Source organism: Acidovorax facilis, assembly GCF_050626955.1.
Taxonomy (GTDB): Bacteria; Pseudomonadota; Gammaproteobacteria; order Burkholderiales; family Burkholderiaceae_C; genus Acidovorax; species Acidovorax facilis.
In genome coordinates, this window is record NZ_CP192460.1 from 2,039,585 (window position 1) to 2,053,342 (window position 13,758).

11 protein-coding genes are annotated in these 13,758 nt (G+C 64.8%); 3 read left to right on the forward strand and 8 right to left on the reverse strand.

The features are described from left to right. Positions 1 to 46: 46 nt before the first annotated feature. Positions 47 to 1,213 (reverse strand): ABC transporter substrate-binding protein, encoded by a 1,167-nt coding sequence (locus ACQ4MJ_RS09210; protein ID WP_218301006.1) that lies wholly within the window; start codon positions 1,211 to 1,213, stop codon positions 47 to 49. Positions 1,214 to 1,501: 288 nt separating this feature from the next. Next, positions 1,502 to 2,749 (reverse strand): IPTL-CTERM sorting domain-containing protein, encoded by a 1,248-nt coding sequence (locus ACQ4MJ_RS09215; protein WP_431152912.1) that lies wholly within the window; start codon positions 2,747 to 2,749, stop codon positions 1,502 to 1,504. A gap of 780 nt (positions 2,750 to 3,529) precedes the next feature. Between ACQ4MJ_RS09215 and ACQ4MJ_RS09220 the strand changes: the two genes are divergently transcribed. Next, complete coding sequence (locus tag ACQ4MJ_RS09220) at positions 3,530 to 6,532, forward strand: hypothetical protein (protein ID WP_431152911.1); 3,003 nt, start codon at positions 3,530 to 3,532, stop codon at positions 6,530 to 6,532. Between the two features lie 57 nt (positions 6,533 to 6,589). Here the strand turns inward: ACQ4MJ_RS09220 and rlmB are convergent, their stop codons facing one another. Then, the gene (gene rlmB / locus ACQ4MJ_RS09225) at positions 6,590 to 7,336 is read right to left on the reverse strand and encodes a 23S rRNA (guanosine(2251)-2'-O)-methyltransferase RlmB (RefSeq protein WP_228895168.1); all 747 of its coding nucleotides are present in this window, start codon (positions 7,334 to 7,336) and stop codon (positions 6,590 to 6,592) included. Positions 7,337 to 7,478: 142 nt separating this feature from the next. Continuing rightward, the gene (locus tag ACQ4MJ_RS09230) at positions 7,479 to 8,192 is read right to left on the reverse strand and encodes an ABC transporter ATP-binding protein (protein ID WP_055398119.1); all 714 of its coding nucleotides are present in this window, start codon (positions 8,190 to 8,192) and stop codon (positions 7,479 to 7,481) included. Positions 8,193 to 8,207: 15 nt separating this feature from the next. Here ACQ4MJ_RS09230 and ACQ4MJ_RS09235 point away from each other — a divergent pair, with 15 nt between their 5' ends. Next, positions 8,208 to 8,888, forward strand: coding sequence for an arylesterase (locus tag ACQ4MJ_RS09235; protein WP_218301003.1), 681 nt, complete (start codon positions 8,208 to 8,210; stop codon positions 8,886 to 8,888). 4 nt (positions 8,889 to 8,892) lie between these two features. Here ACQ4MJ_RS09235 and ACQ4MJ_RS09240 read toward each other — a convergent pair whose 3' ends face one another. The 4 genes from ACQ4MJ_RS09240 to ACQ4MJ_RS09255 form a co-directional block, all read right to left on the reverse strand. Beyond that, on the reverse strand, positions 8,893 to 9,084 hold the full coding sequence (locus ACQ4MJ_RS09240) for a hypothetical protein (protein WP_218301002.1): 192 nt from the start codon (positions 9,082 to 9,084) through the stop codon (positions 8,893 to 8,895). Positions 9,085 to 9,131: 47 nt separating this feature from the next. Beyond that, complete coding sequence (locus ACQ4MJ_RS09245) at positions 9,132 to 9,980, reverse strand: DUF2189 domain-containing protein (protein WP_431152910.1); 849 nt, start codon at positions 9,978 to 9,980, stop codon at positions 9,132 to 9,134. Positions 9,981 to 10,090: 110 nt separating this feature from the next. After that, the gene (locus ACQ4MJ_RS09250; RefSeq protein ID WP_431152909.1) at positions 10,091 to 11,329 is read right to left on the reverse strand and encodes a PLP-dependent transferase; all 1,239 of its coding nucleotides are present in this window, start codon (positions 11,327 to 11,329) and stop codon (positions 10,091 to 10,093) included. A gap of 87 nt (positions 11,330 to 11,416) precedes the next feature. Beyond that, a complete protein-coding gene (locus tag ACQ4MJ_RS09255; RefSeq protein WP_431152908.1) occupies positions 11,417 to 11,908 on the reverse strand; it encodes a BON domain-containing protein in 492 nt (163 codons plus the stop codon). 143 nt (positions 11,909 to 12,051) lie between these two features. Between ACQ4MJ_RS09255 and ACQ4MJ_RS09260 the strand changes: the two genes are divergently transcribed. Further along, entirely contained in the window at positions 12,052 to 13,743 is a 1,692-nt protein-coding gene (locus tag ACQ4MJ_RS09260; RefSeq protein WP_431152907.1) for a SulP family inorganic anion transporter, read from the forward strand. Positions 13,744 to 13,758 lie beyond the last annotated feature (15 nt).

Genomic DNA, 13,758 nt, shown 5'->3' on the forward strand with positions numbered 1-13,758 from the left:
TGGCAGAGGTGCCGCGCTTGGCACCCCTGCGTGACACGGGGCTGGGTCAGCTGATCCGGCGCCCGTTTTCCGCGTACACGGCAAGGTAGATCGCGTCGGAGCCGATGTAGGGCGCCTTGTTGCCAAAGCCAACGTTGAAGTCCCCAAAAGACAGCGCACGGATGCTGGCCAAGCCCGCGCGAAGGCGGTCGCGTGTGAGGTCCTTGCCCGCGTTTTTGAGACCCTCGATCATGATCTGGCCGTTGAGCCAGCCTTCAAGCGCGCTGCCGCTGTTCAAGAAGGCCGGGTCAGCCCCGGTAGCCTTCATGGTGCTCTGAAACTTGCGAACCACCACCGATTTTTGCGAATTCGCGTCCGGAAACACCTGCACCAGCGCAAGACCCCGTGTGGACGCAGCCAGCTTGGGCAGCTCGGACGAGATAACCGTGACCGACAGCCCCGCCAGCGGCACGCCCTGTGCCTTGGCACGGAAGGCCTGCACAAACGCGGTGTTGGCTGTGCCCGTGGTGGCCAGCAGGACGGCACCCGGGCGCTCTGCAGCCACCTTGTCGGCCAGCTCAGCGCCGTTCTTGCCGTCCACGGCCAGTGCAAACTCGCCACCGCGCTCGACCTTGATCTCGTCCAGCGCGCGGGACATGTCCTTGAGCACTTCCTTGCCAAACGGGTTGTCCAGGTACACCACGGCAATGCGTTTGAGGCCCATGTCCACGATCTGCTTGACCAGGCGCTGCGTCTCTTCGCGGTAGGTGGGGCGCAGGAAGAATACATGGCGGTTCTCAGGCGCACGCAGCGAGGTCGCGCCCGTCACCGGGCCCACGGTGGGAATGCCCTTGGATTCGATCAACGGCAGGATGGATGCCGTGTTGGCCGTGCCCAGCGGCGAGATCAGCGCGAACACCGACTGGGCCTCGACCATCTCGGTCACGTTCTTGAGGGTGCGTGCAGCCACATAGCCATCGTCCTTGGGGTCCATGCGGATCTCGCGGCCATGCACGCCGCCAGCAGCATTCACTTCAGCAAACGCGGCCTTCATGCCTGCCACCTGCTCGATGCCAGCCTGGCCCAAGGGGCCGGTCAGTGCGATGGAGCAACCCAGGTTGATGGTGCGGGCGGTCAGTGCTTCTTCGGCGGCCTGGGCCGTGTGGGCCCATGCGGGCAGGCCAGTGGCAGCAACGGCCTGGGTGGCGCGCAAGAGAAATTGACGACGGCTCATGGTGTGGGAGATCCCGAAGAAAGCAAAGGTGGAGCAGCCTAGCGGCAGCTGGGGAAACTTGCTGTCAGTTTCGCGACAGAACATACCCAGAAAGGACCGGCTCTCTCCGGGGGATGCAGCACTTGGCGACGGCAGCCTGCAGTGCACAGGGTGCCGAACCGCACGACACCCCGACATCGTGCGAGCCAACGCCGCACTCCGTGAAACTCACCGGGGCACGTTGTGGATCAGCAGATCACCGCACAACGGCGGCGTCTGTCTGCGTCGCTGCGCCCATGGTTTCTCGACCTACAGGCCCTTGCGCCGAATTGCAGCAAATCCCGCAATGGCCAGAAGTCCGGCGAGGAACAGCATCGCCCACTCGGAAAGGGAGGGGATGGTCGAGGGCGGAACGAATCCATCCAAGTTGTTGGTGAAGGTGCACGCGATGGCCGCCCCTGCTGCAGTGGCCGCTGCATCCAGCGTGACGGTGCGCGTCAAGAGGTCGTTTGTCTGCGTTCCACCTGAACCCAGGCCGGTGCAACTGATGGAAGCCAGGGTGTAACCCAAGGGTGGCGCTACTTCAGTGATGGAAGTGCTGACACCCGCTGCGGTCAGCGTCTGCGTCGCCCCAGCCACGGCCGAGCCGGATGCCAGGGTCGTGATGGACTGGTTGGCAAAGCCGTTGCTGCCGCTGAAGCCAAACGTACCCACGCCACCATTGGAGATTTTGGATACCGTGATCGAAGGCACGGTGGGGGCTGCACACACGCCAGGGAGCGAAATCGCATTGGCGCTCGTTGTGACGGTTCCGCCCGACGTCAAGGCTCGGCCGGACAAGGTGGCACCGGCGCCCATGGACATACCGGCGTTTCCAATGACCGTTCCGATGAAAGTGGAGTTGGCACCCAGCGTGGTCGCGGCAGTGGGCGCCCAAAACACGTTGCCGGCGCAAGCACCACCATTGAGGGAAACGATGGAGTCGGCGGCGGTGTTGAGCGCCGCAGTCGTCGCCCCGGCGCCGGGGCGAAAGACGTAGATTCCAGAACCGTTCAGGGTTACCGTCGAGCCAACACTCATGGCTCCCGTGCTGGAATAACAGCCAGGCGGGATCACTCCAGGCGTGCCGCCGCTCACAACGACGGCACTGAGATCAACGGCGGAGCCGAGGGGAATGCAGGTGCCCAGTTGGGAATCCAGATCCGCCAATGCAATGCCTTGGTCGGCAATCTCGGTATCACACGGCGTTTTGATGATCCCGGTCACTGTGGTGGGCGCAGTGGACGGGGGGGTGGTGTAGCAAACCGAGCCGTTGATCGTGGTCGGATTTCCACTGTTGGTAAAAGTGTCGGAAACGATGGCGAAGTTGCTGGCACTACCCAGCGGCGGAGCCGTCGCCGCCAATGCGCCACAGCTGTATGTCAGGGACAGCAGGGAAACAAGCCCCAGGCTCAGCAGCAAGGCGGGATTTTTTCGACCGAACTTGGACAGCAGCGGGGCAGCATCGCGTGTGGCGTATCCTGATTTGGTCAGGGTGGTTGTGCTGTCGGATGGCATGGTGTTAAACCTTCTGTGGTGACTTAAAAGTCATTAATCAAACAAAAACTTATCTTGTGTGACCCACAGTACTGCGCTTGTCTGCCCAGCGGTGCGATTTGCGCGACTTATGTCCACGGCGGCCATTAGTCGGGCAGTTGGCCTACACCCATGACCCCGTCGCGTTACACATGGGCGCCCCCTTGGGCAAGCCTTCCACGAATCGGCCCTGGTTGTGCCACGGCGATGCCTGAACCAGAACAGCGCTCACTTTGCGCCATTGGGCATTGGGCATGCGCAGTGCTTCTTGTGCAGAGGGGTGCGCAAGGGTCATTGCCCCCTATTGACCCCTATTGACCCCTTGCATGCTCACCTGCCACTCGCATTCCAGCGTCGCTCCGTTGCAGAGATAGCTTCTACATGAGGGCCAAAGGCAGTGCGCGCGTCTGTCGCTTGTTCAAAATGCAATACGGTTTAACGCCAAGCGGCTACCACTATCCAACGCACTTGCGGCTTGCCGCCCAACATCAGCAAAATGTGCATGCAAAGCCAGAGACTTGAGGCATGCCCCTTTGAGGGATCAGCCGTTGATCATGCTTGCGAAAGAACAGGCTGATTGACGGGCTGCGGACCCATGCGGTGTATCTAAAGTGCCTACCCATGCCGAATACACCCCGGCGCGATGTCTGAGGGAATTTTTGAACAGCGGCCTGGGGACTGTGCCGCGCAGCCACCCAGCCTCATGAATCGCCAGGGGTCCGAACTTCCGGCATCCAGACAATGAACCAGGGAGACCCACACATGTCCGACGGACCACCCGCTTGTCGCCGCCACAGCACCTTTGCAGCCATGGCATTGAGCGCATTCGTTGGGCTGTGCGCGGCTCCGCAGGCCTCGGCGGAAGGCAGCCGTACGCTGTACCCCTCCACCTACCCTACCAGCGGCGGCACCTGTGCCAACACGCTCGACCGGGGATGCCGCGCCAACCTGGACCTGCAGCCAGGCAACCGCTATGTGGGCAAGGTCCAGCGCCGCACCTTCCTGTACGTCTACGCAGAGGCGGGCGAGTATGTGCTGCTGGGCTCCCGCAACCGCACGACGGGCGGCGACATCCTGGTCTACAACCCGCAGGATTTCGGCACACCGGGCGACGAGACCCTGCCGGCCAGCGCCGACTTCTCGTGCGCATCCAACACGCCGCCGCCGGGGAGCCTTGGCGGCAGCACTCTGGGGGAACTGAACTCCCGCGACCAGGAACTCGCGGGCCCCCACAGCGCCGACGGCAGCGCCACCGTCACCAACGGGTTCGCGCCCTGCGCCTACCGTGTTCCCGCCACCGGGATCTATGGCGTGCAGTTCATGCCCGCCACCAGTGGCAACACCAATCTGAATGCCGACATCTTCAATCCGCTGCCCAGCACCTCCACCGTGGCCGCGTGGGACGTCACGGTGCGCGCATCGGCCAGCAGTCTCAGCGATCTCAATGGCCGCCTGTTCACCTACGCTTGGCTGGGCTTCACGGGGGTGAACAACCGCCCTGTCTATTCGCGCCACGACTACGTGACGCTTGATGGCTACCGCTACTCGCAGGCACTGGCGGGGCTCGATCCCAATGGCTTTGCGCTGTATGCCAACCGGCTGGGGTTTCTGGACAACGGGCAGCCCCTGTACAAGGGCGTGCGCGGCAGCGACTCGTTTGTGACGAACCTGGCGGCGGGCCTGTCGGCCCAGCGGCCGGAGTTTCCGATTTTTTTCAGCAGCATCGCCCCCGCAGCCCCCCACTCGGCCGAGGTGGACAAGGTGCTCACAGCGCTGCGCATTCCGCTCACGCCCCAGCCACCTTCGCTGTCGGCCGCCACATTCACCGGGCGCCCGCCCAGCGTGGGTTCACGCACCCTGCCGGGTGCGGGCGGCACGTTCCGGCTTTCGATCACCGGTGCCTCCACCTTCCAGATCGTCGTGAGCCGCGACGGTGTGGATTTCAGCCCCTCCAATACGGCCAACGCGGTCATCACGGGTATCGCCGCCACGGGCACACAGGATGTGCCGTGGGATGGCAACGATGCCGCGGGCACCGCCTTTCCCGCCAGCGCCACGCCCTACGCCTACCGGGCATTCGCGCGTGCTGGCGAGATTCACCTGCCCATGATCGATACCGAGAACAACGGCAATGGCACCAGCACCGCCACGGCGACCTTTGGCGGTGGCCCCACCATCACCAAGCTCAACGGGCCGCAGGCTGGCAATACCACCGTGTATTTTGATGACCGGGGTTATGTCACCCAGAGTGGCACCCTGGTGGGTCAGCTGAACGGAACCCTCTGCCCCGGCTCACCGCCACCCGCCTCCGACCCTGCGCAGGCCCTGGGCGGCGCGGATTCCACACTGGTCTATGGCGCTTCGCCACAGCTGTACCGCTGGTGGCCGCCCGGCGCCAATGCCAACGCCGACTGTGCAGCCACCGGCGGGTGGGGCGATGCGAAGGGGCTGGACCTCTGGACCTACATCACATCCCCGGCTGGCAATGGCGTGCTCTGGATTGACCCGCTCCTGCGGGATACAGCGGCGTCCATCTTTGTGCCTGCTGCAGCAAGGCCGGGCAGCGGGGTGCAGGGGCGCCTGACTTTTGCGAACCGTGGTGTAGACACAGCCACGGGGCTGCAGTACACCCTGACCCTGGATCACAGCTGTGCCGATACGGCAGTGAGCTTCTCCAATCTGCCCACCGGTGCGTCCGCATCCTGCGTGGACACGCTGGGCCAAGGCCGCTACGTGTTCTCGGGCTTCCCGGCCACGCTGGCGGGCGGCGCGTCGGTGCTCGGCGCAGATCCCGCGGCGCCCATGGCGTTCTCGTACACCGCACCAGCGGCCGGAACCGTGACTGCAGCCGCCACGATTTCCGGCCCCGTGCCCGATGACCTGCCCGCCAACAACTCCGCCACCGGCACCACGGTGATCAGCCCGGTGGATCTGCAAACCACCGCCAGCGCGCCCCTGACGGCGCTGGCTGGTGAATCGGTGACCGTCCTGGCATCGTTTGCCAACCTGAGCGGTACCGCAGCGACACCCTGGACACCCAGCATTGCCATCGGGGCGGCGCTGAACTGCCCCTCTGCCGTGCAACTGGTGAGCGCCCCGCCCGGGGTGACCACGGTCGGCTTCGACGCTGCCACCTGTGCGGTGGCCCTCTCGGGCCTGCCCCCCACGCTGGCCGACGGGCAGATCCTGTCGTTGAGCTTCCGCTACCAGGCGCCCACCCTGGGTCAGGTGCCCATCACCACCACGGTGGCAACCCCGGGGGACGCGCGCACCGCCAACAACAGCGCCACGGCCACCACCACCATCGCGGTGGTGAACATGGTCATCAGCCTGTCGGGCATGCCGCTGCAAGCGATCTCCGGGCACCCCTATTCCGGGACGTTTTCCTGCACCAATGCGGGACTGCTGGACGCCGTCGGTGGCACGCGCTGCGCCATCGACTCAGGACTCCCCCCGGGCCTGAGCCAGACCGGCTGCGTGCTGGACAGTACAAATGCGGCCTGGTCGGCGGGAGACACCGTGCCAGCAGGCGCCACCGTCATCTGCAGTGTGGCCGGTACGCCTGTCACCATCGGGCAGATAGTGATTGTGGCCAGCACCGCCGCCGTGGGCGAGACCATCCTGTCTGACAACACCGCCACCCAGGGCTTGGCGGTGGTGCCCTTGCAAACCATCCCCACGCTCACACAGCCTGCGACCGTGGCACTGGCTGCGCTGCTTTTTCTGATGGCTGCGCGCTTGCGGCCCCGGCGCCGGGCGGGCTGATCGGCGTGTCCCGCAGGAACGGCCCCCCGCCGGCGCACTTGAGCGCCTGAGAGCATTTCAGGTGCGCTGGCGCAGCGCCTCGTACAGGCATACGCCGCTGGCCACCGATACGTTCAAGCTCTCCACAGCGCCCTTCATCGGGATGCTGACCAGCTCGTCGCAGGTCTTGCGCGTGAGCTGGCGCATACCGTCGCCTTCGGCGCCCAGCACCAGGGCCACGGGGCCTTTCAGGTCGACCTGGTAAATGGTCTTGGGGGCGTCGTCGCTGGTACCGATGCACCAGATGTTGCGCTCCTTGAGTTCGTTCAAGGTGCGCGCGAGGTTGGTCACCATGAAGTACGGCATGGTTTCGGCTGCGCCGCTGGCCACCTTGGCCACGGTGGCGTTGATGCCCACGGCGTGGTCCTTGGGGGCGATGACGGCATGCGCGCCCGCTCCATCGGCCACTCGCAGGCAGGCGCCCAGGTTGTGCGGGTCGGTCACGCCGTCCAGCACGAGCAGCAGGGGCTGCTCAATGCCGGCGGCTTCCAGGTCTTCCAGCAGTTCATCCAACGAGGTGGCAACCTTCACGTGCTCAACCCGCGCAGCCACGCCCTGGTGGCCATGGCTGCCGGCCAGCTTGGCGATGCGCACGCTGTCGGCTTCGATCAGGCGGGCACCGGCCTCGCGGGCGCGGTCAAGAAACTGGCGCATGCGGGCATCGCGCCGCGTGGCCTCGTAGTAAATCTCGATGATGGATTTCGGCGCGGTCTTCAGACGCACGCCCACGGCGTGAAAGCCGAAGAGAACTTTGGGGCTGGACATGGGGGGATTATCTGCTGGCGCAGGGCACCGGCTTTGGAAAACTATCAATTTGATAGCTGCTACCGCTTTATGAATAAGCGCTAGAGGCCAAAAACACTCAAAAACCTGGTTTCCGCCTCCCTCTCAGCGCGGCAAATAGCGCTTACACGACCCGCCCGGCTTCGATGGTGATGCGCCGCTCGCACTGCTCGGCGATGGCGCGGTCATGGGTGACCAACACCAGCGTGGTGCCCTGCTCGCGGTTCAGGTCGAACATGAGCTTCATGATGGTTTCGCCGGTGGCAAAGTCGAGGCTGCCCGTAGGCTCATCGGCCAGCAGCACGGCAGGTTGCACCACAAACGCTCGCGCCAGCGCCACGCGCTGCTGTTCGCCACCCGAGAGCACCTTGGGGTAGTGAGAGAGGCGCTGGCCCAGCCCCACGCGGGCCAGCATGTCGGCGGCTACCTTGCGGGCATTTTTGCGAACTTCAGGGCGGTTGGCCAACTCCAGCGGCAGCATCACGTTCTCCAGCGCGGTGAGGTTGCCCATGAGCTGAAAGCTCTGGAACACGAAACCCACCTTCTGGGCCCGCAGCGCAGCGCGCTCATCCTCGTCGATGGCAAAGAGGTCGTGGCCATCGAGCCGCACCGTGCCACGGCTGGGGGTGTCCAGCCCCGCGATGATGGACAGCAAGGTGCTCTTGCCCGAGCCCGACGCGCCCACGATGGCGGCGGTTTCCCTGGCGGCCAGGCGGAAATCGATATCCCGCAGAATGTCGAGGGTTCCGGTGGAATCCGTGACCGATTTGAAGACATGCTCCACGGCAATGATGGGTGTGGCAGCAGCTGTCTTGGGCAATGGAGAGGATTCGGACATGAAAGGCTCTTTACTTTGATTCGATATCAGCAACGGCGCCACTTTATCCTGCGCGCCTCTATCGGGCTTCTGGTGGGGCTTTCGGCGCCCTGCGCCATGGCCCAGGCAACGTCCAAGACAGCGGCCGCGCCGATTCGCCAGCCCGTGATCCTGGTGCTGGGAGACTCTCTGAGCGCCGAATATGGCCTGGCACGCGGCACTGGCTGGGTGGCCTTGCTCGAAAAACAGCTGACCCAGGAAAAGCTGGCCGCTACGGTGGTCAACGCCAGCGTGAGTGGAGAGACCACCTCGGGCGGCCGTTCGCGCCTGGCGGCGCTGCTGGCGCAACACAAGCCCAGCCATGTGGTGATTGAACTGGGCGGCAACGATGCCCTGCGGGGATTGCCGCTCAAGAACACGGAAGAGAATCTGACCGCTATGACGCAGGCGGCGCAAAAGGCCGGGGCCAAGGTGCTGCTGGTGGGCATGCAGGTGCCACCCAACTATGGCACCGACTACGCCAACAAGTTCGCGGGCCTGTTCACCACAGTGGCCAAGGCCCAGAAGGTGGCCGTGGTGCCTTTCTTCCTGAAGGGGGTGGCCGACGGGCCCGATCCGACCCGCCTGTTCCAGCCTGACCGCATCCACCCGCGCGCCGAGGCGCATCCGCAGATGCTGGCCAATGTGTGGCCGGAACTGAAAAAACTCTTGCGCTGAGGGCTCAGGCGCCGGGAGCGCCTGTGGGCTGGTCCGGGGCCGCAGCATCGCCGCTGGGCTGGCCGTCAGCGGGCTGGTCGTCGCCTTGCGGATCGTCCGGCCTGCGCTGTGTTTTGGACCTCAGCTTCTCTTCCTTTTTTTTCTTTTTGGCGAGTTCGCGCTGGCGTTTTTCGTATCCGTAGTTGGGTGTTGCCAAGGTAATTGCTTCCTGAAGTTGAGACTCACTGTAACAGCATGGGTTTTTCAAGCCCCCGCTGGGGGGCGTTGGAGCGGGATGACCGATGCGCGGTACGCATGCCAGCTGGCAAAGCCCAGAACCGGCCCGGCCACCAGCAGCCCGATGCCCCAGAACCAGAGGGAAAACACCACGATGGTGGTGATGAGTGCGCCCCAGAGCAGCATGACCAGGGGGTTCTCCAGCACCACGCGCATGCTGGTGATACCGGCCGTAAGCGCATCGGTGTCTCGGTCCAGAATCATGGGAATGGACACCACGGAGGTGGAGAACACCAGCGCTGCAAATACGCCGCCCACCACCAGATACACCGCCACAAAGCTCCAGTTCTGCGGGCTGAAGACCGCCTGCAGCACGCCCGTGGTGGACGGCATGCCGGTGTTGAAGAACACGGCAAACACCACCAGCGATGCACGCCCCCACAGCAGCTCCAGCACCACAAGCACCAGCACCAGCATGCCCATGCTGCCCATGTGGCTGTCCCAGCAGGTGAGCGATTCGCTCAGCTCGGGCTTGAGCCCCGCCTCGCGCCGACGGCTGGTGTCGTACAGCCCCATCGCCAAGAAGGGGCCTACCAGCAGGCAGCCACTCGCCAGGGACATGGTGTATTCAGGCCGGGTGCGGAACACCCAGCCCAGCACCAGCGCCATGCACCAGAAGCAAACGCCATAAAACAGGGCAATGCCGGGAGCCGCGCGCACATCCTGCAAGCCCCTGGCCAGCCAACGGAACGGGTCCGCCAACCCCAGGCGCTGCAGGGTCACGGGCTGGGCCACCGAGGTGCCTGGCGCCGGTTGCTGGGCCGGATCGGCAGACGCAGGGAGGGGGTTGGAGGAATCCGATGGGGTGGCGGTCATTCGGGCAGTTCGTGGAAGTGGCAGCGGGACACCCGCGAACACTCACACTAAGCCAGCCCTCGGCGGTGCGCCACTGAGGAAACTACCACCCCGCGCAAAAAAGACAGGCCTCAGCCTGCCGGGAAGGCGTGCTCCAGGGCCTGCTGCAGATCGCGCCGCAGGTCTTCCACCGCCTCCAGCCCGATCGAAAACCGCACCAGCGTGCCCGGCTTCAAGTGTGCGGGCGGGCGGCTGCGCATGCTCGCGATGTTGTAGGGCACTACCAGGCTCATGGGGCCGCCCCAGCTGTAGCCCAGCTTGAACAGCCGCAGGCCGTCGCAGAACGCATCCACCTGCTTCTGGGTGTAGCGGGCATCAATCATCACGCTGAACAGGCCCGCTGCCTGCCCCGCCCCGCCCTGCCCTGCGCCACACAGTGCCTTCCAGTGTGCGTGGCCGGGCGCGCCTTCCAGCGCGGGGTGCAACACCTGCGCGATGGCGGGTTGTTGCTGCAGCCACCGCGCCAGAGTGCGGGCCGCTTCGTCATGGGCGCGGTAGCGCAGGCCGATGCTGGGCAGTGCGCGCAGCACAGCCTCTGCGTCGTTGGCCCCCACCCCCAAGCCCAGCCGCATGTGGGTGAGCTTGATCTTCATGTGCAGGCCCGGGTCCCGCGTCATGACGCTGCCCATCAGCACATCGCCACCGCCACTGGGGTACTTGGTGAGCGCGTGGGCCGAAACATCCACTCCCAGGCTGCCATCACCTGTGAGGTCAAACGGCGCAAACGCGAGACCCGCGCCCCAGGTGTTGTCCAGCGCGGTGATCACGCCGTGTGCGCGGCAGATGCGCACCTGCTCGCACAGGTCGGGAAACTCCATGCTGACCGAGCCCGGAGCCTCCAGCCACACCAGCCGGGTTGCAGGGGTGATGCGGGCGGCCAGATCGGCTGGGTCGAGCGGATCGTAAAACCCATGGGTGATGCCAAAACGCGCCAGTTCACCATTGGCAAGGTCTTTGCCAGGGCCGTAGGCGTTGTCCGGGATCAGCACTTCGTCGCCGGGCTGGAGCAGGGCCAAGGCCACGTTGGCAATAGCAGCCAGACCGCTGGGCACGAGCACGCACTGCAGGCCGCCCTCCAGCGCACACAGGCGCTCTTCCAGGATGAAGGTGGTGGGCGTGCCGTGCAGCCCATAGGTGTAGCCGCTTTTGTCCTTCCATTCGCGCGAGCGCATGGCTGCGACGTTGGGAAAGATGACGGTGGAGGCCTTGTAGATCCCCGGCTGGGGCGCTACAAAACCAGCAGGAGGAACGTAGTCGTGGTGGACGATGCGGGTGGCGAGGTCGGTGTCGTGCTCTTTCATGCCGACCATGGTAGCGCGCCGCCAGGGCGTGAACCCGGGCGGCGCGTGGTGTGAAGCGCTGGTAGCGGCGACGGGGCTGATGCCAGCCCGCGCGCTTTAGCTCGCGCTGACCACCAGCTGATTGTTCACAGAACTAACGCCACTCACGGCCTTGGCAATGCCTTCGGCGCGCTCACGGGCCACGGCGGAGGGTGCGGGGCCCTTCAGCGTCACACGGCCATTGGCTGTATCGACATCAATCTTCACTGCGCTCAGGTCGGGGTCCTTGGCGAGGCTGGCGCTGATCTGTGCGGTGATTTCTGCGTCACTCAGAAAAACCATGCCTTTGTTGGCGGCCTCCTTGGCCGAAGATTCTGCATTTGCAGCACCCTGCTCCACCTTCGCCTGAGCGTTCTCCATGGCACTTTCGGCCTTGGCGCGGGCTTCGGCGGCGGCCTGCTCGGTCTTTTCGACGGCGGAATCCAGGCGCTGGCCCACAGTCGGCTCTTCCTTCTTGCCGCAGGCAGACAGGCCCAAAGCCAGGGCGCTTACGGCCAGGATGGTTGCAATACGGTGTGCAGGACGCTGGGAAATCTTCAGGTTGTTCATGCGGAAACTCCTTGCAGTTGAAACATGGCGAGACTGTAAACGCAGGCAGGTGCGCACTAGGTCGGATGCAGCCTAGGCACCTGTAGGACGATGCCGCCAATTGCGCAAAACTGCCCCCGTTCCCAAGGCGCGACAATGTACCCATGGCTTTTTCTGCTGCGTCACTCACCCGTTGGTTCCCCTTTTTGTCCTGGCCCCGGCCAAACCGCACCCTGATCAAAGGCGAGTTCTGGGCTGGCATGACGGTCGGACTGATGCTGGTACCGCAGGGGGTCGCCTATGCAGCGCTGGCTGGCATGCCGCTGGTGACGGGTATCTATGCCTCGCTGATTCCTGCACTGGTGGCGGTGTTGTTCAGCGCATCGACGCGGCTCGGCGTGGGGCCGACGGCGCTTACCAGTCTGCTGATCGGCGCGTCACTCACAGGCCTGGCCGAGCCGGGCAGCGCGCAATGGGTGGCCATGGCAGCGTGGATCGCTTTGCTGTCGGGCCTGCTGCAGCTGGTCATGGGGATGGCGCGGTTTGGCTGGCTGCTCAATCTTGTGACTTCCCCCGTATTAAGCGGGTTTACCCAGGCAGCGGCGCTGCTGATTTTGGGCTCGCAGCTGGCCGCACTCACCGGGTTGCGGTCAGACTGGGGTGCGCTGCTGTCAACACCTTCGCCCGGGCTGTTTGACCTCACGGCGGCGGCGTTTGGCCTGGGCAGTCTGGCGCTGCTGATACTGGCCCGCCGCTGGCGGCCGAACTTTCCTGCTGCCATTGTGGTGGTGGGCGCGGCCGGCGCCCTGAGCTGGGCGCTGGACTATGCCGAAGCTGGCGGAGCCGTGGTGGGGGCGTTGCCCTCGGGCTTGCCGGCCCCGTACTGGCCTGGTGCGCTGCCATGGTCCAGCTTTTCTGCGCTGGTGATGCCGGTGCTGGTCGTCACGCTGGTGAGTTTTCTGGAGACGGCATCCAGCGCCAAGGTAGAAAGCCAGCGGTCCGGCGAGCGCTGGAATGAGAACCAGGACCTTATCGGCCAGGGCTTGGCCAAAATCAGCAGCGGACTGTTTGGCAGCTTTGCGACCAGTGCCTCGTTCTCACGCTCGGCCATCAACCTGTATGCGGGCGCCAAAAGCGGCTGGGCCACGCTGTTTGCCATTGCCCTGGTACTCGTGGTGTTGCTGTGGCTCACTCCGGCGCTTTACCACGTGCCGCAGTCGGTGCTGGCTGCCGTGGTGGTAACCGCCGTGACCAGCCTCATCAAGCCCGGCATGCTGCTGCGCCTGTGGCGGGTGTCAAGGGTAGAGGCCGTGATCGGCGGCATCACCTTCGCACTGACGCTGGCCACGGCCCCGCGCATGTACTGGGGCGTGCTGGTGGGCTTGCTGATGAACCTGAGCCACTTTCTGTACCAGCGGCTGCACCCCCGCATCATTGAAGTGGGCCTGCACCCGGATGGCAGCCTGCGAGACCGGCACCTGTGGCACCTGCCCGCTCTGGCTCCCCGGCTGCTGGCCCTGCGCATGGATGCCGAGCTGGACTTTGCCTCGGCCAGCGCCCTGGAGCGGCGCGTTATCGAACACCTGGCCGCCCATCCCGACGTGGTGCACCTGTGCCTGATGGCCCAGCCCATCAACCGGATCGACGTGACGGGCGTAGAGACCTTCGCGCAGCTGTTGGCCCTGCTGCAATCACGGGGGGGCACATTGCACCTCAGCGGCCTCAAGCTTCCCGTAGAGCAGGTTCTGCGCCAAGCCGGTTTGCTGGAGCCCGGAACGGGCCTGGCGATGTACCGCACCGACGCAGAAGCACTGGTAGCGCTGCAGCAGCTTCCGCAGCCGGTGGAACGGGTGTGATGCTGGAGCCTTTCA